Here is a 21,830-nt window from a genome sequence, read left to right on the forward strand (position 1 = left end):
GTAAAAAAAAATATTCTCTTACATTATCCCAACTGAACTCGTCTTTAATGCTTAACTCCCGGTTAGTCTAAACCTCCCGCTGTTACGCTGCATAATTTATTCTCTATCTCTTTTAAGAACTGTTGCGGTCGTCTGTCTCAGACTCCCTATATGTTTTCGCATCTCGCAATGCTTAACTCTTCAATCTTCTAAACCAAAAATCGCTCCTGGTTCTGCTAACGTTTTTTTCTAAACCGCTTCCGGCTTTTTCTCCCTCGTTTTGGGATTGCAAAGGTAGAAACCTTTTTTGTTTTTGCAAACTTTATTTCTAAATAATTTAAAGCCTCTTTTCAATCTCAACTACCACTCCCACCTTTCGGCTTTTGCGGGCTGCAAAGGTAGAAATAATAAGCACTCTGTCAAATAAAAAAGTTGATTTATTATCACTTTGAGCACGATTTTGCTTTTTTCACACCACTGCTTTTTTACCGTTGGGATTATAAGTATATGATAATCAAACAATCACTATAAATATTAAATGAACAACAAATTTTATAAAAGCTGCATACAAACAACAGTATGTGCCGGCAATGGCGTTTATAATAACTTAATTTTATATTCGCAGAAAAATTTAAATTCATATCATGGCAAAAGCATCTGAAATTAAAGTAGGAAACATTTTAAGATACAATGGGGAATTAGTTACGGTTACTGAGGTATTGCACCGCACGCCCGGAAAAGGCGGGGCTTTCTATTTAGATAAGTTTCGTAATATTAAAACAGGTAAGATTGTGGAGGCACGTTTGGCAACAGATGAGCAGGTTGAAATTTGCCGTGTGGAAACAAACGATTTTCAGTACTTATATGAAGAGGGCGATTTTATGGTAATTATGGATAATACCACCTTTGATCAGCATAATATACCTAAATCGTTATTTGGCCCTGCCGTAAAGTTTTTAAAAGAGGGCATGAATGTGATCGTATCTTTTGAGAGCGAAGAACCCATAATGGCACAGGCACCTAATTTTGTTGATTTAGAGGTTACCTATACCGAGCCTGCCGTTAAAGGCGATACCTCATCTGGTGCGCTAAAAAATGCGACCACAGAAAATGGCGTAGAAATAAAGGTGCCTTTATTTGTGAACCAGGGCGACAGGATTAAAGTGGATACACGTACCGGCGAATATATAGAGCGTAGTAAATAGTAGTTATACTATATATAGTATGTAAAAGTTCATCGGCAATGCTGGTGAACTTTTTTGCTTTTTGGTGATGATGGCTATGGTATTAGCTTCTCTCTGGCCTTTAAAAGCAAGGCCGCTTACTTTGGGTTTGTTGATGCCGGTAATTGCATCATTATAGATATAGTTATAGTTATAATGGCTTGCATTACGGTAAATAGGTAACAAATATTCTACCCAGGTAAAATTAATGGTGAGGTTTTATCATGCAACACCTCGGCAAGCAAGGTTCTGTCAACCTCCTGGCAATATATGCCTATGTTGTCTTTATCATCACCCTGTCCTTCTCCGTGTCCATGAAAAATTTGCGCCGTCTGTACCGCCCTTACCACCCTGCCTAAATACGGGTTAGGCCATAGGCATCACCATAGTAAAACCTGGCATCGTGCTTTATGTTGCACCAGTCCCCTAAAATCTTCTTTTGTTATCCCTTTCATACTAACTGTTGTTATTATTCTCATCTAAATCTTCGCCTTTGTGCAAATTGCGGTTAACATGGCGTACGTGTATGGCATCGGCAATTTCATCCGTACCATCCTTAGTATATTTAGCAGCTATTTCATTTTCAGTTTCAGGGTCTGTAACTGCAAAGGCATCTTTTAATTGATGGGTTTCTCTTCCGTTACCTGTTGGTTTACCTTTCGGCGGTATGTATCCGCCATTCTTATCTTTTCCCATAATTTTTATATTTATTAAATAGTTAAAACTGTTTGTCGATTCTTTCGGGCCGCAATGGCTTTAATTTTCTTATCTTAAAAAAAAATAATGTTATTGTATTTTACGTGCCCGCTTGCGGTGTAATCAATCCGTCTTTTACCATTTGCTGGTAGATGGATTTAATATACCCCTTTAAAAAGTCATTGATATTTGCCGGATCGTAAGTTTCGGACTGTGCCGCCCAAATTAGTTCTTCCGTACGGGCATCGTAAAGATTGGTTTCCAGATAATAGATCTGCCGGTTATCGTAATAACCTGGTGCAGATAAATAGGGGTTCCAGTTACTGTAATAATTCCAAAAACGGTTATAATAGCTAAAACGCAGTCCGGGGTTCCAATAACCTCCGCCTGGTACAAACCGGCTTTCGGTTTCTTGTTTTAACAGTGCTATAGTTAATATGCCATCTGCACCCGTAGCTTGTATCTTACTTACCACATATTCTCTTTTTTGGCCGGTTTGTGTGCTGAAGTTAGGCGGAAAAACGTCCATGCTTTTCTCTACTGCAAGGCCTTTTTGCTCCAAATGCTGCTCAAGGCCGGTTTCAACCGCTTGCTTTACAGGTATGTTGGATGACATGGCTGTAATAAAAATGTTTTTATAGCAATTGGCAGTTGCATTTGCTTTACGCCATGAATTGGTTACTTTGGTATTTACGCTACAAGCGCAAAAACTTATAATTAGCGCAACCATGAGCCATGATCTTGAAGTTTTCATATCCTTAATTACTTTACTTAGCCGTAACAGCAAAGGCTAACAGCTATCATTTCTATTCTCAAACTCAATTAACACTATCAGCAAAAATATTTTTAACCGTACAGGTGCTGCCATAACACCTGTACGGTTAAATTTAAGACTGCCGGTCGTTGCCCTGCGTCTTCACAATTTTGTTATATATACCTAATAATAAAAACGGTGCTGCCCACTGCCCTACAAAAAGCGCAGTATGCTTTTTATGGAGGCATTTTAATGTAAGTGAAACCCCCATTGATGCAAGCGACGCCCATAAAAACATATCTGACGGGATCTTTGATGTTTGATTTTCTATCGCTTTAGTTACTTTTCCTTCTTGATTGTTCATGATATAATTATTTAATTTGTTGATACATTATGTTAGCCTACACTGTAGTGATTTTATTAATCGTTAACATTTGTTTGCAATTCCTGAGCATCTTGCAGGTGCTCCTTTAGTGTTGGCAATTTTATTGACGCAAATGCACGCAGATCACCATCGGGTACGCCATTTTTACCGGCGGCCTGCTCAAACAGGGCAACGGTTTTTTGATGCGATGTAACCATCATTGCCGCAAACTGTTTATCAAATCCCTGCCCCGACAGCACTTTTAACGCATCATACATTTCCTGATGTTCCGGCAGCATGGCAGTGGGTATAGTCCAATTTTTATTGGCTGCAAGTGTTTGCATTTCTATAGCAGTTTGCCCATGATCATTAACCATATGTTGCCCAAAGACTTTAACACCGGCATTTATACCCTGGTTGATAGCAAGCTGCCCGGCTGCGATCTCGAACATATTGCTACTTGATGCCGTTGTTACAAAATCCTGGTTGCCCAACTGATAATTGTTATGATCATCATCTTTGTCGCAAGCGTTTAATCCCAATAAAAGCATGCTGCCTAAAAGCATGGCGAATACAAAATTTAACTTTTTCATAGTTGTTTATATTTATTAAAATGTTGCTAATCATAGCCCTGGTTTTGCGTTAACCGGCGCCCGCTCAGGTCGATCTGCTGCTGGGGGATAGGAAAGAGCGAGCGTGCAGCATTCCACCTCTTACCATGGATTCGGAATGCTGCCTCCGCCCGCCCCGGCCTTAGCCCATCTTGCCTTACCAGGTCAAAAAAACGGGTCGCAACTACATAAAGCGGGCCTGCCCATGCCAATACCGAACCAACTCCGCGAATAAGAACCTGTGGCTGTGCATTTGGCTGGCCTGATCCAATGCTTTGAACACACGGCGCGCGCCCCTGCAATGCCTGGGTTGGAGTTTGCACAGGCTGCCGCGCAATATCTTCGCCCCCCACCCGGGAAACCGCGCCTGTAACATCCCGCCGCTGCATGCCATAACCAACAACAACTACCTGTTGCAGTTGCGTGGCCGTACCTTGTAAGCTAACATTAAGTGTAATTTGATTATTAACCGGTACCTCCTGCTGTGTGTAACCAATATAAGAGAACACCAAAGTACCGTTTGGAGCAACGTTGATCGTATAGTCGCCATTTACCCCTGTTCGCGCCCGTGTACCGGTACCCTTTACTAAAACACTAACACCAACAAGTTTTTCACCGGTTTTGGCATCTGTTACAACACCAGTTACACGCAAATTTTGACTAAATGCAGTAATTGAATAAAAAAGCAAGCTTAAGCACCCGCCTATAAAGCAAGTAAACCATTTCCTCATAACCAATAAATATTTATTATTAAAAGATGGGCTAATACTAAAAGCGGATGGTCAAATACAGTTGCCTACAGAGACGCAACTATCTATACAATATTCCAAATCAGAAAATTGTTTAATTTAAAATTAAATTTCTGAAAAACACAGAATGATATTTTTAATGTCTAAATTAACTCTAAATTAACAATGGGCTGAAATTAATAGCCAACGATTGTGATACATGATTACGTTTTACACAACTTATAAAGACATTAGCAAACCAGGAGATTAGTTGATTTGAACTGTCATCAGCAGGAAGAAAGTGGAAGTTATAATTTCATTCTTCCTGGTAAAAAAATATTAAAAAATAAAAAAGGGGCAAAAGATCTTGAAAATCTCTTGCCCCTTTAAGGGTAAATGATGGGGCTCGAACCCACGACCCTCGGTACCACAAACCGATGCTCTAACCAACTGAGCTACATCTACCGTGTTGGAGGTTGCAAAAATAGAAATCTAAACGCAATTTGCAAAGCATTTTTTAAAATTACACTCTGCTTACCTGTTTCACAGGGCCTTAAATTAAATTTGTAATTATGGCAGAGCAATTAGTGGAATTGAATGTTACCGGGATGCATTGCAATAATTGCGCAATGAGCATTCATAAATTACTGGAAAAGAAAGGATTGCATGATGTACTGGTTAGTTTTGCTTCCGAAGAGGTAAAATTTAGTACAGCCGACCAATCTATACTGCCGCAGATCATCAAAGATATAGAGGGACTGGGATTTAAAGTTGTTGATGAAGAAAACGTGCAGCCTACTCCTTTTTATAATAAGGTAGAAAACAAATTCATCTTCTGCTCTATTTTTACCGCCCCGCTGCTGCTGCACATGTTTTTGCCATGGAATTGGCTTCATAACTCTGTTTTCCAGCTTATTTTATGCCTGCCGGTGTTTTTGGTTGGATGCCTGCATTTTGGTAAAAGCGCCTACAGCTCATTAAAAAACGGTGTGCCTAATATGGATGTGCTGATATTTATCGGCTCTGCTTCGGCTTTTATTTATAGTCTGGTGGGTACTATCCAAAACCTGGGCGAACACTACCTGTTCTATGAAACCAGCGCAACCATCATCACCTTGGTATTATTAGGTAACGTATTCGAAAAACGATCTGTTAACCAAACAACGTCTGCCGTAAAAGATCTGATGAAGTTTCAGCAGGTAAAAGCCATACGGGTTATAAAAAACGGTACAGAAGTAATAAATGCAAAGGATGTATTATCCGGCGATGTGTTACTAATTAACGAGGGCGACCAGATACCGGTTGATGGCGAAGTGATATCCGGCGATGCCCTGGTTAACGAAGCTATGATTACCGGTGAAAGTATGCCGGTTGCTAAAACAAAGTATGGCAGCGTTATTGGCGGTACTATATTGCAGCAGGGTAACCTGCGCATTATGGCTACCAAGGTAGGCTCCAACAGCACGCTATCGCAAATTATCGATCTGATGAAGAAAGCGCAGGCGGCTAAACCACCTGTACAAAAGCTGGGCGATAAGGTGGCATCGATATTTGTACCTGTAGTGATACTGATAGCCCTGGCAACTTTTGTAATTACCTATTTAATTACCGATGCCGGCCTGCAGCGCTCTATGATGAACGCCATTGCCGTATTGGTGATCTCCTGCCCTTGCGCCATGGGCCTGGCTACGCCTACTGCAGTAATGGTGGGTTTAGGCCGCGCTGCTAAAAATGGTATTTTGATAAAGGGCGGCGATACTATTGAAGCGGTTGCCAATACCAAATATGTTTTGTTTGATAAAACGGGTACACTTACCACAGGCAAATTCAGCATTAAAGCAATTAAGCCCGAAGACGGCTTTACTACAGAACAGATCCGTGGCGTGATAACCGCTATTGAAGAACGCTCTAACCACCCCATAGCCAGATCACTGGTTGCCGAGTTACATGCCTTGCCGCAGCAAAAAGTGATCTTACGTAATGCACAGGAAGAAAAGGGGTTAGGTATGCGCGCAGAAGATGTAGATGGGCACCGATACTTTTTAGGTACCGCAAAGCATAAAACCAACGATAGTTTTAACCTGTCGCTTTATCGTAACCAGGTACGCATGGCACAAATAGCTGTTGACGATACGATTAAGGCCGACGCTGCCGGCCTGATAGCACAACTAAAAAAGGATGGCATCATCCCGGTTTTGGTAAGCGGCGATAAAAAATCGCGCTGTACTGTAGTGGCCGATGCTTTAGGGATAGACGAAATACATGCCGAAATGCTGCCCGACGATAAACTGAAGGTAGTTGATATGTATCGCAAAAAAGGTAAAACCATTATGATTGGCGATGGTATTAATGATGCCCCGGCCCTAACCCAGGCAGACGTTGGTGTATCTATGAATGATGCCAGCCAGATAGCGATTCAATCGGCTAAGGTGATACTGTTAAATACCGACCTGCAATCGGTAGTAAAATTCTTACAGATAAGCAGGCATACTTTACTTACCATTAAGCAAAACCTGTTTTGGGCATTTGCCTATAATATAATTGCTATCCCGGTGGCGGCGCTTGGCTTTTTAAACCCGATGGTGGGCGCCTTGGCTATGGCTTTTTCTGATCTGATTGTGATTGGTAATTCGTTACGGTTGAAGGTAAAAAAAGTTAATAGTTGAGTGTTTATAGATCATAATTTATACCCGTTAAATAAGTTTTTATACTTTTGAGGCTGGAAGAGAACGGTTCTTACTATCAATATGAACCATCAACTACAAGCTAATTCATGATAGAAATATATACAGACGGTGCATCAAGCGGTAACCCGGGGCCGGGCGGTTACGGGGTGATATTACGGTCTGGGCAGCACTATAAGGAATTGTCTCAGGGATTCCGCAAAACCACTAATAACCGCATGGAATTGCTTGCCGTTATTACCGGGCTGGAGGCTATTAAATTACCCAATCAACAAGTTACGATATTTTCCGACTCTAAATACGTGATCGATGCGATTGAGAAGCGTTGGGTAAATGGCTGGGTTGCCAAAGGCTTTGCCGGCAAAAAAAACAAAGATCTTTGGATGCGGTACTTAAATATTGCCAAAATGCACCAGGTTAAATTTGTATGGGTACGCGGCCACAATGGTCATCCCGAAAATGAACGCTGCGACCAGCTGGCTGTTGCCGCCGGTAAACAAAAAGATCTTTTAATAGATTCTGTTTTTGAGGTAGAAGCTGCTAAAGCGAGTGCTTAGGAGTCGATAGACTATAGTCCATGGTCGATAGCAAAATTACTATGAACTATCGACCATGAATTCATTCATCACTGCAAACACACTTCGCCTTCAAAATTCTTTTTAGTGAGCTGTGGCGAAAAGCAGGTCATCATTTCTTCGGCTTTTTTAACCATGTTTTTTGAGCCGATAAATATTGCCGTGCGTTGATGCAGTTCGGTTACTTCCAGTTCCAGTATCCGGTTATAGCCATTACTGGCCATGCCCCCGGCTTGTTCTATTATAAACGCCATTGGGTTACACTCATACACCAAACGCAGCTTACCGTTAGGCGCGGCAGCAGTTAAAGGGTAAATAAATATACCGCCTTTTATCATGTTTCGATGCAAATCAGCTACCATAGAGCCAATGTAACGGGAAGTATAAGGCCTTTGGGTTTTAGTATCCTCTACCTGGCAATATTTAATATATTTTTTTACCCCATCCGGAAAGTGCGAATAATAGCCTTCGTTTATGGAATAAATAACCCCATCATCAGGGATGCGCAGATCCGGGTGCGACAGGCAAAATTCCCCTATAGAAGGATCGAGCGTAAAGCCATTAACACCTTTGCCTGTGGTATAAACCAGCATGGTTGATGAGCCGTATATTACATAACCCGCGGCTACCTGTTCTATACCGCGTTGTAAAACATCATTTAAATCGGCTTTGCCCTGGGCAGAGATGCGGCGATAGATAGAGAAGATGGTACCTATCCCTACATTTACATCAATGTTTGATGAACCATCCAATGGGTCGATAGCTACAACGTACTTAGCGTCTTTAGAGATCTCAGATTCGATGTGGATGCATTCATCATTTTCTTCGGATGCTACCATGCAGCACTCACCGCCACATTTAAGGGCAGAGATGAATTGCTCATTAGCGTAGACATCCAGTTTCTTTTGTCCTTCGCCCTGTATGTTCATGGTACCGGCATCGCCCAGGATATCGGCAAGCCCGGCTTTGTTCACCTCCCGGTTTACAATTTTGGCGGCAATACCTATGTCCCGCAACAGGCGCGACAACTCGCCTTTAGCATAAGGGAAGTCGGCTTGTTTTTCAATAATAAATTGACCTAAAGTTTTAACTGCTTTCATTAGCTTAGTGTATTTTTTACATATTATTTATGCAATTCAATAACGTCTAAGGTATGAATTTTTTCATCAGTTACAGAAAATCTGATTAATGTTTGCACCTTGTGCCAGCCCTGTTTACCAGCCGCACCGGGGTTTAAATGCAAACAATTTATCTTTTTATCATAAATTACTTTGAGGATGTGCGAGTGGCCGCTAATAAATAAGCCAGGTGGCTTAGTGTATATTTCACGCCTCACATCCGGCGCATATCTATCCGGGTATCCACCGATATGCGTCATCCACACATCTACCTTTTCGCACATAAAACGAAGGTGTTCCGGATATACCTCACGGATGTTCTTTCCATCAATATTACCATAAACCCCTCTAAGCGGTTTAAAGGCGGCCAGTTTATCGGCCAGTTCTATATTTCCAAAATCGCCGGCATGCCATATCTCGTCGCAGTTCTCGAAATGTTTAAATACGGCATCATCCAGGTAACCGTGAGTGTCTGATATCAGGCCGATGCGGGTCATATGATTTTAGAATTTGGATTTACGATTTTGGATTAGAATATCGTCAAAAAGTCTTTAAGTGCCGCACGATATGCTGCTGAATAAACTTTTGGCGCATCATATATCACAAAGCTTTTTTGTGCTATTTGTTTCTGGTCTTTGCCGATAATTATGATCTCCCGGTGCGGTACAGAATTAACGAATGATTTAATAGAGAATACCTTATGCAGATATAGCTGATGCTTCGGTAAAAAATCTTTTATAACAGCGGCTGTAACTATAGGCACTATTAACTGGCAGGTACCCACATCATTTAGTCCATTAAAAATACAGCCGAGTAACCTTTCAAAAAAAGCCCCATCCGTATGCCGGGCCAGGTTCTTTTTATTGTTTGATGAGATTAGCGAATCCAGAAAGAATGGCGGATTGGAAACGATCAGGTCATACTTATTACCCTTATGCTTGTCAAAAAAATCTTCAAAAGCATTAAAGTGCATAGTTAACCTGCTATGATACTGCGCGTTACTGAAATTTTGCCCGGCCATTTCAGCAGCATCCCGGTCAATCTCTACAGCGTCTATTCGGGCATTAGCAAAACGCTGTGCCAGCATTAATGCAATAACACCTGTGCCGGTACCAATATCAATAATGCTTTTAGGGTTGTCGGCTTCAATCAGGGCACCAAGCAGTACACCATCGGTATTTACCTTCATGGCGCAACCTGTTTGATCTACATCAAACTGTTTAAATTTAAAGATATCCACCCAAAACGTTATTTAAACAACCCGTATTTAAGGATGCAGTAAATGGCACGTACGCCATCCTTCCACCCTATTTTTTTACCATCTTCATAAGTACGGCCATAGTAAGAAATGCCTACTTCATATATACGTATGCGTGGCGTGCGCGACATTTTAATGGTCACCTCCGGTTCAAAACCAAAACGTTGTTCTTCCAGCTTAATGTTTTGCAACAATTTGGTATTGAATAGCTTATAACAGGTTTCCATATCCGTAAGGTTAAGGTTGCTAACCATGTTTGATAAAAAAGTAAGCCAGCGGTTACCTATTGTATGCCAAAAAAACAAGATACGGTGTGGGTTGCTCCCCATAAATCTCGATCCATAAACAACATCGGCAAAACCGTTGCAAACAGGTTTTAACAGGTCGTTATATTCGGCAGGATCGTATTCCAGGTCGGCATCTTGTATAATGGTGTATTCACCGGTTGCCTGGGCAATACCCGTGTGCAATGCGGCTCCCTTGCCTTTGTTATACTGATGTTTAAAGTATCTGATATCCAGTTCGGTATTTTCGGCTTTATAGCCGGCAACAGCCTGTTCGGTATTATCTTTCGAGCAATCGTCCACAATAATAATTTCCTTTTGGATGTTATCAATCAGCTCAACAGCTTTTATCTTGTTCAGAATGAGGTGAATGGTGCCACCCTCGTTATAAGCAGGGATAATTATTGATAATTTACTTATTTTCATCATGGATTATAAAATGCCGTATTAATGTTATCGCGTATAAAGCAAAATTTTAAAAAGCCAAAAGTAATGATATTAACGGCTATTTTGCTTGCTTTATGCTGCTGGTTTGCACTTTGTTTACCTAAGCCATTGTTTAGCAGCCCTACTTCTTTTGTTATTGATGATGATGCCGGGCAGCTGCTTGGCGCATCCATCGCTGCCGACGGCCAGTGGCGATTTCCTTACAATGCCGGTGTACCCATAAAATTCGCCAGCTGCATCATAGCCTTTGAGGATAAGCGCTTTAATAGCCACTGGGGGTTTGATCCGCTGGCATTTGGGCGGGCCATTAAACAAAATATCAAATCAAAAAGGGTAACCAGCGGAGGCAGTACCTTAACCATGCAGGTGATCCGCCTGAGCACCCGCCATAACCGCACTATCTGGAATAAACTTGGCGAGATCTTTATGGCCATGCGGCTGGAAATCACCTATAGCAAAAAAGAAATTATGGCCCTGTACGCCAGCAATGCCCCTTTTGGCAGTAACGTAATCGGGTTGGATGCTGCATCCTGGCGGTACTTTGGCCGTGGACCCAACAAGCTTTCCTGGGGTGAAATGGCGGCGCTCGCCGTGCTGCCCAATGCGCCGTCACTGGTGCATCCGGGTAAAAACAGGTTGATCCTGCTCAAGAAACGGAATAGCCTGATTGATAAACTTTACAGGCAGGGTATCATCGACAGCACTACAGCCGCACTTGCCAGGCTGGAGCCCGTGCCCGAAAAACCTATGCCCCTACCCCAGATGGCACCCCATTTATTACAACGTTTTAAAGCAGATTTTAACGACCGAAAACAGCCCTTCAATCGCCTTAAAACGACCTTAAAAAGTACATTACAAGCACAAGTTAGCAACCTGTTGGAAAAACACCACCAGGTACTGAAAGCCAACGACATTAACAACATTGCCGCCTTGGTGCTTGATGTGGAAACCGGCGCAACGCTGGCTTATGTAGGCAACATCAGCCACCGCGAAGACCCCGAAATGGAAAGCGATGTGGATGTGGTAGGTGCGCCGCGCAGCCCGGGCAGTACGCTGAAACCGTTACTTTATGCCAGCATGCTGCACGATGGTTTGATACTACCCAACAGCCTGATCCCGGATGTACCTACGCAGATTGCGGGCTACCATCCCGAAAATTTCGACCTTGGGTATGATGGCGCGGTACCGGCATCAAACGCCTTATCCAGATCATTAAATATACCTGCCGTTAAGATGCTGCAGCAGTATAAGTACGAGCGCTTTTACGATAAGCTGAAAAAGACAGGCATCAGCACGCTCAAACAACCGGCCGACCATTACGGCCTGTCGCTGATACTGGGCGGTGGCGAAAATACCCTTTGGGAGCTTACCGGCGCCTATGCCGATATGGCCAGGGTGCTCAATCATTACAATAAAACAAACGGATGGTATGACCCTGCCGATTACCACGACCCGGTGTACACCACATCGCCGAAGGCAAAACCCGCTTTGGAGAAAAACGGACTGTTAGACGCCGGATCTATATTTTACACCCTGCAGGCTATGGAAGAGGTGATGCGCCCCGGCGAAGAAATGCTTTGGCAGCAATTCAGTTCTACCCAGCGCATTGCCTGGAAAACAGGTACCAGCTTTGGCTTTAGGGATGGATGGGCCATCGGCATCACCCCAAAATATGTTGTTGGCGTATGGGTGGGCAATACCGATGGCGAAGGCCGGCCGGGCTTAACGGGCATCCATACGGCGGCACCTGTGCTGTTTGATATCTTTAGGATGCTGCCGGCCGCGCGGGAATGGTTTGACCTGCCCACCGGCGAACTGGTAAAGATAAATGTATGCAAAGAAAGCGGTTACCGGGCAGGCCAGTACTGCGAACATCCCGTTGAACAACTGTTACCCAAAAGCGGACTGAGAGCCCCTGTTTGCCCCTGGCATAAGCTGGTACACCTATCTGCCGACCAAAAATTCCAGGTAACCGGCAATTGTATCTCGCCGGATAACATGGTTAATAAAAGCTGGTTTGTACTGCCCCCGTCTATGGAGTATTATTATAAAACCAAAAACTACCAGTACCATACCCTACCCCCGTTCGGCCCCGGCTGCGAACAGGCCGAAGCCAACCCGATGGAACTGATCTACCCTAAAGACGGCGCAAAGGTTTATGTGCCCCTGGAAGCCAATGGCAAACGCGGACGCTTAATTTGCAATGCCGCGCACCGGCAAAGCGGCATTAAAATATACTGGCACCTGGATGATAAGTATGTAGGCGAAAGCAGCGCCTTCCACCAGATGGCGCTTAACCCTTTGCCAGGCAAACATAAGCTTACCCTGGTAGATGCCAGCGGCAACACTCTGCAAATCAATTTTGAGGTGCTGGATAAGGATAAATAAAAGCTCATCCTGGTTGAATCTGTAGCACCGGATAAAAATTATCTTTTATCCCTCTTTCCGCCGAAGGCGAAGAGAGGGTCGCGCACAGAGTGCCGCGGGGTGAGTAAGATCGCCGCCTGCAGAATCACCCGCTTGGTTAGTTAACTCACCCCGACGACGCTGCGCTGGTCGCCCCTCTCTGCGCAAGCGCAAAGAGGGTGTGGAATTATTTTATCCCTCTTTCCGCCGAAGGCGAAGAGAGGGTGGTCAAACGTAGCAATGACCGGGTGAGTAAGATCGCCGCCTGCAGAATCACCCGCTTGGTTAGTAACTCACCCCGACTGCGCTGCGCTGGTCAACCCTCTCTGCGCAAGCGCAAAGAGGGTGTGGAATTATTTTATCCCTCTTTCCGCCGAAGGCGAAGAGAGGGTGGTCGAGCTTAGTAATGACGGGTGAGTAAGATCGCCGCGGGTAATCGTCCGCTTGGTTAGTAACTCACCCCGACTGCGCTGCGCTGGTCAACCCTCTCTGCGCAAGCGCAAAGAGGGTGTGAAATTATTTTATCCCTCTTTCCGCCGAAGGCGAAGAGAGGGTGGTCGAGCTTAGTAATGACGGGTGAGTAAGATCGCCGCGGGTAATCGTCCGCTTTGTGAGTCTACTCACCCCGACTACGCTGCGCTGGTCGACCCTCTCTGCTCAAGCGCAAAGAGGGTGGGGAATTATCTTTTATCCCTCTTTCCGCCGAAGACGAAGAGAAGGTCGCGCACGGAGTGCCGCGGGGTGAGTAAATAGCCGCCGGGCAAGATCACCCGCTTTATGAGTCTACTCACCCCGACGACGCTGCGCTGGTCGACCCTCTCTGCGCAAGCGCAAAGAGGGTGTGGAATTATTTTATCCCTCTTTCCGCCGAAGGCGAAGAGAGGGTGGTCGAGCGTAGCAATGACCGGGTGAGTAAGATCGCCGCCACCTACAAACCCCTCCCTGCCATTACACAAACCAACACGCCCCTCCCCAGGTAGGGAATTTTAGTGGCATTTTAAATTTACATCAAACTTGTCCCAAATTCCCGTTAACTTAGTGGTATGCTTGAACAATACGACCTGGGCAACCTGATGGTGCTGGACATTGAAACCGTACCGCAATACAGCAGTTACGACGATATGCCCGATAACCTGCAGGAACTTTGGGCGCATAAATCGCAATACCAGCGTAAGGACGAAACACCGAAGGAATTTTATGAGCGCGCAGGCATCTGGGCCGAGTTTGGCAAGATCGTTTGCATTTCAGTTGGCATTTTTTTAAACGGTAAACGCGCGGGTTTGCGCATAAAATCGTTCGCCGGGCACCAGGAAAAAGAATTGCTCGAAGATTTTAGCAAGATGTTGAGCAGCCAGCCTTTAAGCATTATACTTTGCGCCCATAACGGCAAGGAGTTTGACCTGCCCTACATTTGCCGCCGGATGCTGCTGAACAGCGTACCATTCCCGCCGCACTTACAGATCCACGGTAAAAAGCCCTGGGAGATCCCTCACCTGGACACGATGGAGCTATGGAAATTCGGCGATTATAAAAACTACACGTCGTTGAGCCTGCTTACCGCTATCTTCAATATCCCAACCTCCAAAGATGATATCGACGGCAGCCAGGTTGGCCATGTGTACTGGGTAGAGAACGACCTGCCGCGCATCTGCACCTATTGCCAAAAAGATGTGATTGCCACCGCGCAGCTCATCCGCCGTTACCGCGGCGAGGCCTTGATCGAAGAAGAATGTATCACGATAGTATAAATCATCACATAAAAAAAATGAAACACAAAGGTATATCCATGCGCCCGTTTATAGGCGCCAAAGATTTTGAGGTATCGCGCAGTTTTTACCGCGACCTGGGCTTTGAAGAAGCCGTTTTATCGCATAATATGTCGGTTTTCAGGAGCGGAAATTTAAGCTTTTACCTACAGGATGCTTACGTTAAAGACTGGATAGACAACACCATGATTTTTATGGAAGTAGACAGCGTAGAGCGCTTTTGGGCCGAACTGTTAGCCTTAAACCTTACCGATAAGTATCAGGGAGCAAAGCTTACCCCTATCAAAAAATTAGACTGGGGTATGGAGTGTTTTGTGCACGATCCATCCGGAATATTATGGCACTTTGGGGAGTTTTATAAATAGTAAAGAGTTTTCGCTACAAGGGTTTCACATTTTGGACGATGCAATGCTTTGTATGGCGTAGTATCGCTTACGGAATATACTGCTATAACTAAAGCGAATGGTTACTTTACTCAAAGTATTAAATAATTATTAGTTTTTTTACAATTATGTCATGTTGTTTCTGACATATAATTATTATCTTCAACGAAACATTTACCTATCACAATGAACAACCCCTTCCTCAAAAGCAATAAAAATGCTTTTAAATTCTGTATTGCTTTTCTAATTGCTTTTGTATCTGTACTTTACAGCTGCCGAAAGGACCATGTTAACCAAACAGCCAACCCGCAGGCCTTAACTACTATCGATGCCCATATCCCGCAGCTGAAAGAGCTATATGCCAACGGGGTAAAAGCCCATAGTAAAGCCACCCAAAGTACCGGTAAATGGTATAATGACCTGATCAATTCAATTGAGGTTGACTGGGACAGCTACACGCTGCAAAAAAGAAACGACAGCAGTATTGTGGCCGAATTTGAGATGAAGAATGATAGCGGGCTTTACACTTTAAAACAGCTCGACGGAAAATACCGTAACAAAACAACGGTAGTATTTATAGAAAAAAAAGATGGCAGCCGTTTAAGCTTTTTTGCCAAAGTGATAGAAGACCTGAGTATCCCCGGCAGTGGGACGGTGCTGGATGAGCTGCATTACAGGAACATACCGGGCTTATTTAACGGGATGATATTTTACTACACGCTGGACAGGCAGTTTGTGAACGGAGAGCGCTATGTGAACGGTGTGCGAACAGGCAGCGTATCATTTAACGAAGCAACAGGCGGCGTGCGGATAAACAGCATCAAAACCAATAGTGCAGCTGCACCATGCACCATTACCGATTTTTACAGTTACAACTGCCAGCAACTGCCGAGCGGCGAACTGATAGACTGCAGATATAAGTACATTGGTACGATAACCACGTGTGATGATGGTGATGGAGGGGGTTATGGCTATGGTGGCGACGGCAGCGGCGGCGGTGTACCGGCAGACCCGAAACCCTGTATCCCGGCAAAACCAAATACGGTTGACATGACGGAAGTGGTAAAGAACGGTAAACTGGTGATACAAAGCATGCCGGCACCCGGCACCGGAGGCGGCACCACGCCCACACCTACGCCTGTGCCTTGCCCTACGACACCGCCACCGCCTGTATTGGAAGAAATTGTTCCAGGCACAGGGCAAGTCAATGGAGCGAAAGACCCCGACTTTCCATCAAATTGTGCTTCATGGGCATATATGCAGGTTAGTAACGGAAATTATCAGGTGTGTGGAGTAAATGATTTAAGATTTGATTATATTACAGAATTTCAAAATTCTCAAGGAAAATTAGAGATTGATTATTTTAGAGCCATTTACAGCAAAACAATTTATTTTGAGTTTCCTAAAAAAAGAGTAGATGGAACGATTATTACATCATCAGAGGCGGCAAGGCTTACTGCTTTAGCTAAAGATAATGCAGAAGAAATTTTAGAAAGTCAAGTTGAATCATCACCACCGCCTCAATCAAACACCGAAACTCAAATCATGTTAAATAGATATTTAAATATATTAAGAAATCAGATACAATCATATGGAGGACGTATTACAACGAATAACAATTATGGAACTACATCAGTCCGAACTTACACAAAAGGAATAGGGGGCTGTTAAGATGCATGATTTACCTTTATTTTTAAGATTTGTTGAAAGTAATGAAATAATAAAAAAAATCATTACAAATAGAGATTTTTCTAACATTAATTTTAAAAATTTAGATTTTATAAAAGAGTGGGATAATCAGTATGTGTTTAAAAATTTTCTTGTTGGTGAAGTTAAGTTTACTTCAATAAGAATTATAATAACTCCAGATAATATCGCTGTCTCTATGTTAAGTACCGATATTAAATATTTTGATGAACCTCTGACGTATTTTGATCGTGAGGGAATATTTTACGAAAAAGAACCTTATTTAATTAATGGACACGAACTTAGAGAATTCAGAAGAAAGATTGGCTCTTTTACGCTATTTAATATGACAGCAAAACTATCCCTTTTAAAATCAGCCCTATATGGTTGTATTATAAAAATAGGGTTTTACAATTAAATTATATAAAGCTTGCTTATGAAGAATTCTAAAGTTGTGATGGCAACTATTGTGTTATGCTTTATTATAAATATAGTATCAATCAATAAAAACCATAATTTATATAACGTTGGATTTCCTAATGTTTTTTATCAAAAAACAATTACTACCGGTGATTTGGGGTTAGGAGAAACGCACCATTTTTTTATTTTAAGCTTTATTTACAACATATTAATTTATTTAATTACCGTGTTTATTGTTGCAGCAATTATTAACTGTTTAAAGCCGGAACCTGACAATTAAAATTAACATCTCGAATCATTATTTGCGTCTTCGCTTATTGCAGCAAAGTTTAAGCCAGATCAATCTATAATTACTAAGTTAAATAGTGTGGTAGTGAAAACTACGTCCTCACTTGGAACAGGCGCGCCTGGTTTTACATCTGCAGATATAGCGCGTGTGCAAAAAATTAATGATGCTTACTGTAGTGTTGTTAATATGGATTATTTCCCGGTAACAGTAAGCCAACTACCAGTAGTAAACGGACAGCGTTTAACTCCTCCCCAATTTTTACAATATATCCGTTTAAATATTAATAATTTTATCAATGATATTAAGCATTTATACCTTATAATTATAACGGTGTAGATGAACGTTCCAAATGGGCTTCAAACGACCTTAAAGGCGCATTAGTGGCAATTGATTTAGCAGGGGCCTGATAATGCTACAGTTATAACATCATACTCGGCTGCAGACAGATGGACATTTACAACGGTTTATGACCCTTCATACGCAGGCGAACATCCTGTCATCGGTAACCGTAATTTCGGTTACATTACAAATACGAATGGTTCTTATACATTTTATACCCGTGGCGTGGATAGGTTAACAAGTTGGGATGGGGTTGTAGCACAAAGTATGACCGGAACCTTTTAACAAAGCAGATGAATTATAGGCGAGTTTTCAAAATGGTATAACCAACTTTGTGAAAAATAATGGAGGAAATGCTAAGGTTGATAAAGCTGAAATAAATAGACCTAACTGGGATTTGGTTAAACAAGCTTTAGAGGGTAAGAAACCATTAAGTACATTATCTAAGGATTACCCTAATTAATAACTAATTATTTAAGATGAAAAAAAGAGTTATTGTTAATATAATTGTAGTATTTATAATTCCCGCAATTGCTTTAATCCATCAATTTATAACGATTGAAATTTTAAATGATCATTCAAGATTTCCAGAAGGGTGGTTAGAATTTGTAAAAGAGGAGGCTCTTACTACATTTTTAGGAATACCTTTATTTTTGTTGACACTAAATACACTTTACAATATAATTATTTTAAAGATTGGTATATTCAAGCTAAGTTATTTAAAAAAAGCTTTGATTTTTCTTTCAATTCCAGTTATATTAATATGCTTATTAGGTACATTTTCTAATGTTTGGATATATCCGTATTGGAAAAACATATATTATATAGCCTGTTTTGCACCATATACCTTTTTAGTTGCGGGAATAATACATTGGTTTGTAGATAGAAAAGAAATTAAGCTAAACTTAAGACATTGATTTTTCCCACAAACTGAGCTAAGTTTATAATTTCGCCTAAACCAGGCAAGTATGCTGCTTGCCTAAGCTGAATGCTTACACATTTAGGATAAAAGTTAGGCTTCACTAACCTTGACCAGTAGAGGACAGTTTTAAAAACGGCTTGCTTTGTATTTTTTTACAGTTACTTTATAAGCACCGCTATTATTACTTTGAGCATTATCATTAATTTGGAAAATTAATGATCCGTCTTTATCTGCTTCAAAACTAAAGTTATCCCCGCATTCTGTCCATTCATCCTCTTCACTTAATTTGTACATCAACGCAGCATGCCTGTAAGCGGGTACAATATTATAATCCTCAAGAGAAAAACTACCAACGCCCGATTCCTTCCCATTTGGGCCCGAATGCCCTACAACCGGCCCTACACTGATTGAACCTGTAGCGGTAATGTTTATCTTATCACCCTTTATTACAGGTATATCACTATTTAAAAAACTATTAACATATACTACTTCTTCCAAGTCTGGCTTTTCGTTTCTCCCTATCTGTATCTGGCTGCCATAATTACCCTGAATTACAACATTGTCATTACCCTGTACACTCGTTTGATTGCGGTATATTTCTAATTGCTTTGTTAAACTATCATTGTGCTTTATTTGCAATAATAAAGTATCCTGAAGCACGTCCATTTGACGTTTATTGATAGTGATTAATTCTTGGGTTTTCCTGTCGGCATTGTACTCATTAAAAAAGAATAACACAAACGTTGTAATAAATCCTATTAATGCAATTGCAGGTTCTGTTTTATCATCACTTTTTTTATACCATCTGATACTTAAAAATATACAGGCGATACTGGAAATTATAAAGATCAGCCAATCTACGGGGATGCTCATAAACATTGGATAAGGTGAGAGCAATGTAATCAATTGATTACATAAACGTAGTTTTTTTATAGCAATGAGTATTCCCTGGTAAACCCTGCTTTGTATTACTTTACACGAGCACGAATCTCTACCCTCTATACTCCCCTATCGCCTTCTCTACCAGATGCATAAACCGGGCAATATCTTTTTTGGGGACGTATTCCACATCGTATAATATAGGCCCGCCTGTGGCTTTAATAACCAGGTACTTTTTTTTGTATTTTACATAAAGCGCCAGGCCTATGGGTATGGCTAACCAGGCAAATAGCCGGGGTTCGCCTTTGGCCGCAAAGCTGATCAAAATGCCGATAAGCGGGATCAGCAATATCAGGTGGTTCATCCGTTCCTGAAACTCAATAGAATGGATCTGGTTAAGCCGAACGGCCACTACCCTGCCGGGCGAAAACACTTTTAACCGCATCGATGTGAGCACGATTTGGCCGGCATCCATAGATGCGATCATTTTTTCGCCGGGTAACAGCTCTATCATATTGGTATGCTTAATAAATCAGATCAGCCTTTGTGGGCATGGCCAATTAAATAGCCGGTGATTAAGGCTACAACAATAAGCACCCACCAAATTACTTGCCGGGTTTGCAATTGCTTTACCACCTTCTGCAGGTTTTTAAGTTCCGACTCATTGGCCAGCTTTTGATTTTGCAGTTTCATATTCTGCTGTTGCAACTTGGCGAGCGTACCGCCAACTTCAACCGGTTTATTTTGCTCGGTATGGTAACGTTTGGTAAAACCTCCCTGCTTTAAAAACTTTTCGCCTTTGGGTTTCAAGATCAGCTTTTCCGGCAGTTCGTAGTCGCCATGCTTGCCCGATGTTGCGATCAGCCCTTCCCTTGCCAGCGCCTGCACCATGGCAAAGGCGGTTGCTTCGTCCTGGTCAAATAGCTCCATCAGTTGCCTGCGGGTTAAACTATCCGGAATGCCGAAAGCTTCTAAAACAGCATCCAGCATTTCGCATTCATATTCGTTCAGATCGGTCATTATGCAAATTTAAACAACATCAAATATAGCAGAATGTTATGGATAGCTATTTTTGTATAAATATAAATCACTCGCCATTTGCTAATAAGTGCCTCAAATACAATTGCGGGTTATCTAAAAATGATTTGGTGAGCGTAAAATGTTCGGTTTCCTGATAAGTGGTTTCGTGTACGCCATCTTCATCAAACTGATATATGGCTGCACCGGGGTAGCAAATAAGCATGGGCGAGTGGGTGGCGATGAGGAATTGCGCACGCCCGTTCTGAACCAGGTTATGTATAACAGTAAGGAAGGCCAGGATCCTTGATGGTGATAAGGCGGCCTCCGGCTCGTCAAGAATATAGATGCCGGTATCAAACTGATTATTAAACAATGCTAAAAACGATTCGCCGTGAGATTGCTGATGCAGGGAACGGCCGCCATAGGCTTTTAAAATACGCGAATCATCTGTGGCCAGTTCATCGATATAGGAAGCAAAATTAAAAAAACTCTCCGCCCGCATAAAAAAACCGTCGGTTACCTTGCGGAGACCATGCCAGGTTGATATACGGTGCCAGATCTGACTGATAACCGTTAAACCTATGCCCCGTGTTATGATTATGGTTGCGGTTACCTCCCCTGATATTAAATCCGCATTTTTCTGCAATCCCCTCTAACAAGGTTGATTTGCCCGACCCATTCTCGCCCATAAAAAAGGTAACATTACTTTTTAGCGCGAGTTGCAGCCCCCGGTTAAGGCTGGGGATGTGCTGCAGATAACCGCCATCCTGTAATGCCGGTAACGATATGCTGGATAAAGATGGCATGTGTTGGGATTATTGATCTAAACAAATTTAGGATTATGATAAAACAAAAAAAGGCCGTAAAAAAAAGCCGCTAACTTGTTTAGTTAACGGCTTTAAACTTAGTGCGGAAGAAGGGACTCGAACCCCCACGCCTCGCGGCGCCAGATCCTAAGTCTGGTGCGGCTACCAATTACGCCACTTCCGCGTTTGGTTT

The 21,830-nt window shown here is 42.5% G+C and carries 28 protein-coding genes and 2 tRNA genes; 12 read left to right on the forward strand and 18 right to left on the reverse strand.

Features of this window, described 5'->3' with window-relative positions; translation table 11 throughout:
* Positions 1-623 precede the first annotated feature (623 nt).
* A complete protein-coding gene (gene efp, locus E2R65_RS00005) occupies positions 624-1,184 on the forward strand; it encodes an elongation factor P (RefSeq protein ID WP_134334429.1) in 561 nt (186 codons plus the stop codon).
* 3 nt (positions 1,185-1,187) lie between these two features.
* Here the strand turns inward: efp and E2R65_RS00010 are convergent, their stop codons facing one another.
* From E2R65_RS00010 to E2R65_RS00040, 8 genes are all read right to left on the reverse strand, one after another.
* On the reverse strand, positions 1,188-1,388 hold the full coding sequence (locus tag E2R65_RS00010) for a hypothetical protein (RefSeq protein WP_134334430.1): 201 nt from the start codon (positions 1,386-1,388) through the stop codon (positions 1,188-1,190).
* Positions 1,389-1,393: 5 nt separating this feature from the next.
* Positions 1,394-1,552 carry a baeRF7 domain-containing protein gene (locus E2R65_RS19970; RefSeq protein WP_158285178.1) on the reverse strand — a complete coding sequence of 53 codons (159 nt, stop codon included), beginning with the start codon at positions 1,550-1,552 and terminating at the stop codon, positions 1,394-1,396.
* Positions 1,553-1,658: 106 nt separating this feature from the next.
* On the reverse strand, positions 1,659-1,898 hold the full coding sequence (locus E2R65_RS00015; protein ID WP_134334431.1) for a hypothetical protein: 240 nt from the start codon (positions 1,896-1,898) through the stop codon (positions 1,659-1,661).
* 100 nt (positions 1,899-1,998) lie between these two features.
* Positions 1,999-2,652, reverse strand: coding sequence for a hypothetical protein (locus E2R65_RS00020; protein WP_134334432.1), 654 nt, complete (start codon positions 2,650-2,652; stop codon positions 1,999-2,001).
* A gap of 133 nt (positions 2,653-2,785) precedes the next feature.
* Positions 2,786-3,016: a hypothetical protein gene (locus E2R65_RS00025; RefSeq protein WP_134334433.1), complete on the reverse strand. Its 231-nt coding sequence runs from the start codon at positions 3,014-3,016 to the stop codon at positions 2,786-2,788.
* Positions 3,017-3,072: 56 nt separating this feature from the next.
* Complete coding sequence (locus E2R65_RS00030) at positions 3,073-3,609, reverse strand: DUF4142 domain-containing protein (RefSeq protein WP_134334434.1); 537 nt, start codon at positions 3,607-3,609, stop codon at positions 3,073-3,075.
* A 26-nt stretch (positions 3,610-3,635) separates the two neighbouring features.
* On the reverse strand, positions 3,636-4,280 hold the full coding sequence (locus E2R65_RS00035; protein WP_158285179.1) for a carboxypeptidase-like regulatory domain-containing protein: 645 nt from the start codon (positions 4,278-4,280) through the stop codon (positions 3,636-3,638).
* Between the two features lie 466 nt (positions 4,281-4,746).
* Positions 4,747-4,820 (reverse strand) — tRNA-His (locus E2R65_RS00040).
* A gap of 107 nt (positions 4,821-4,927) precedes the next feature.
* Here E2R65_RS00040 and E2R65_RS00045 point away from each other — a divergent pair.
* On the forward strand, positions 4,928-7,021 hold the full coding sequence (locus tag E2R65_RS00045; protein ID WP_134334436.1) for a heavy metal translocating P-type ATPase: 2,094 nt from the start codon (positions 4,928-4,930) through the stop codon (positions 7,019-7,021).
* 107 nt (positions 7,022-7,128) lie between these two features.
* Entirely contained in the window at positions 7,129-7,596 is a 468-nt protein-coding gene (gene rnhA, locus E2R65_RS00050) for a ribonuclease HI (protein ID WP_134334437.1), read from the forward strand.
* Positions 7,597-7,664: 68 nt separating this feature from the next.
* Here the strand turns inward: rnhA and fbp are convergent, their stop codons facing one another.
* The 4 genes from fbp to E2R65_RS00070 are packed head-to-tail and all read right to left on the reverse strand — an operon-like array spanning position 7,665 to position 10,703.
* Positions 7,665-8,714, reverse strand: coding sequence for a class 1 fructose-bisphosphatase (fbp, locus tag E2R65_RS00055; RefSeq protein ID WP_134334438.1), 1,050 nt, complete (start codon positions 8,712-8,714; stop codon positions 7,665-7,667).
* 23 nt (positions 8,715-8,737) lie between these two features.
* Positions 8,738-9,229 carry a metallophosphoesterase family protein gene (locus E2R65_RS00060; protein ID WP_134334439.1) on the reverse strand — a complete coding sequence of 164 codons (492 nt, stop codon included), beginning with the start codon at positions 9,227-9,229 and terminating at the stop codon, positions 8,738-8,740.
* A gap of 32 nt (positions 9,230-9,261) precedes the next feature.
* Positions 9,262-9,972: a tRNA1(Val) (adenine(37)-N6)-methyltransferase gene (locus E2R65_RS00065; RefSeq protein ID WP_134334440.1), complete on the reverse strand. Its 711-nt coding sequence runs from the start codon at positions 9,970-9,972 to the stop codon at positions 9,262-9,264.
* Between the two features lie 8 nt (positions 9,973-9,980).
* Positions 9,981-10,703 (reverse strand): glycosyltransferase family 2 protein, encoded by a 723-nt coding sequence (locus E2R65_RS00070; RefSeq protein WP_229704714.1) that lies wholly within the window; start codon positions 10,701-10,703, stop codon positions 9,981-9,983.
* Between the two features lie 63 nt (positions 10,704-10,766).
* Here E2R65_RS00070 and pbpC point away from each other — a divergent pair, with 63 nt between their 5' ends.
* The 9 genes from pbpC (at position 10,767) to E2R65_RS00105 (ending at position 18,927) form a co-directional block, all read left to right on the forward strand.
* Positions 10,767-13,109, forward strand: coding sequence for a penicillin-binding protein 1C (gene pbpC / locus E2R65_RS00075; protein ID WP_240043106.1), 2,343 nt, complete (start codon positions 10,767-10,769; stop codon positions 13,107-13,109).
* Between the two features lie 1,061 nt (positions 13,110-14,170).
* Positions 14,171-14,875: a 3'-5' exonuclease gene (locus E2R65_RS00080; RefSeq protein ID WP_134334442.1), complete on the forward strand. Its 705-nt coding sequence runs from the start codon at positions 14,171-14,173 to the stop codon at positions 14,873-14,875.
* Positions 14,876-14,892: 17 nt separating this feature from the next.
* Positions 14,893-15,258, forward strand: coding sequence for a VOC family protein (locus E2R65_RS00085; RefSeq protein ID WP_134334443.1), 366 nt, complete (start codon positions 14,893-14,895; stop codon positions 15,256-15,258).
* A 204-nt stretch (positions 15,259-15,462) separates the two neighbouring features.
* Positions 15,463-16,947: a hypothetical protein gene (locus E2R65_RS00090; protein ID WP_134334444.1), complete on the forward strand. Its 1,485-nt coding sequence runs from the start codon at positions 15,463-15,465 to the stop codon at positions 16,945-16,947.
* Between the two features lies 1 nt (position 16,948).
* On the forward strand, positions 16,949-17,380 hold the full coding sequence (locus E2R65_RS00095; protein WP_134334445.1) for a hypothetical protein: 432 nt from the start codon (positions 16,949-16,951) through the stop codon (positions 17,378-17,380).
* Between the two features lie 18 nt (positions 17,381-17,398).
* Entirely contained in the window at positions 17,399-17,662 is a 264-nt protein-coding gene (locus tag E2R65_RS00100; protein ID WP_134334446.1) for a hypothetical protein, read from the forward strand.
* Positions 17,663-17,755: 93 nt separating this feature from the next.
* Complete coding sequence (locus E2R65_RS19515; protein ID WP_158285180.1) at positions 17,756-18,007, forward strand: hypothetical protein; 252 nt, start codon at positions 17,756-17,758, stop codon at positions 18,005-18,007.
* Positions 18,008-18,344: 337 nt separating this feature from the next.
* On the forward strand, positions 18,345-18,473 hold the full coding sequence (locus E2R65_RS19885) for a hypothetical protein (protein ID WP_260172440.1): 129 nt from the start codon (positions 18,345-18,347) through the stop codon (positions 18,471-18,473).
* A gap of 16 nt (positions 18,474-18,489) precedes the next feature.
* Positions 18,490-18,927 carry a hypothetical protein gene (locus tag E2R65_RS00105; RefSeq protein WP_134334447.1) on the forward strand — a complete coding sequence of 146 codons (438 nt, stop codon included), beginning with the start codon at positions 18,490-18,492 and terminating at the stop codon, positions 18,925-18,927.
* 131 nt (positions 18,928-19,058) lie between these two features.
* Here E2R65_RS00105 and E2R65_RS00110 read toward each other — a convergent pair whose 3' ends face one another.
* The 6 genes from E2R65_RS00110 to E2R65_RS00130 form a co-directional block, all read right to left on the reverse strand.
* The gene (locus E2R65_RS00110; protein ID WP_134334448.1) at positions 19,059-19,805 is read right to left on the reverse strand and encodes an NfeD family protein; all 747 of its coding nucleotides are present in this window, start codon (positions 19,803-19,805) and stop codon (positions 19,059-19,061) included.
* 118 nt (positions 19,806-19,923) lie between these two features.
* On the reverse strand, positions 19,924-20,325 hold the full coding sequence (locus tag E2R65_RS00115) for a hypothetical protein (RefSeq protein WP_134334449.1): 402 nt from the start codon (positions 20,323-20,325) through the stop codon (positions 19,924-19,926).
* Between the two features lie 23 nt (positions 20,326-20,348).
* Positions 20,349-20,831, reverse strand: a complete 483-nt coding sequence (locus E2R65_RS00120) for an IclR family transcriptional regulator (RefSeq protein WP_134334450.1) — start codon at positions 20,829-20,831, stop codon at positions 20,349-20,351.
* A 67-nt stretch (positions 20,832-20,898) separates the two neighbouring features.
* Positions 20,899-21,333 carry an AAA family ATPase gene (locus tag E2R65_RS19780; RefSeq protein ID WP_229704717.1) on the reverse strand — a complete coding sequence of 145 codons (435 nt, stop codon included), beginning with the start codon at positions 21,331-21,333 and terminating at the stop codon, positions 20,899-20,901.
* On the reverse strand, positions 21,311-21,637 hold the full coding sequence (locus E2R65_RS19785; RefSeq protein ID WP_229704716.1) for an AAA family ATPase: 327 nt from the start codon (positions 21,635-21,637) through the stop codon (positions 21,311-21,313). Before E2R65_RS19785 ends, E2R65_RS19780 begins: the two co-directional genes overlap by 23 nt.
* A 102-nt stretch (positions 21,638-21,739) precedes the next feature.
* Positions 21,740-21,821 (reverse strand) — tRNA-Leu (locus E2R65_RS00130).
* Positions 21,822-21,830: the final 9 nt, after the last annotated feature.

Source organism: Mucilaginibacter phyllosphaerae (genome assembly GCF_004378255.1).
Classification (GTDB): Bacteria; Bacteroidota; Bacteroidia; order Sphingobacteriales; family Sphingobacteriaceae; genus Mucilaginibacter; species Mucilaginibacter phyllosphaerae.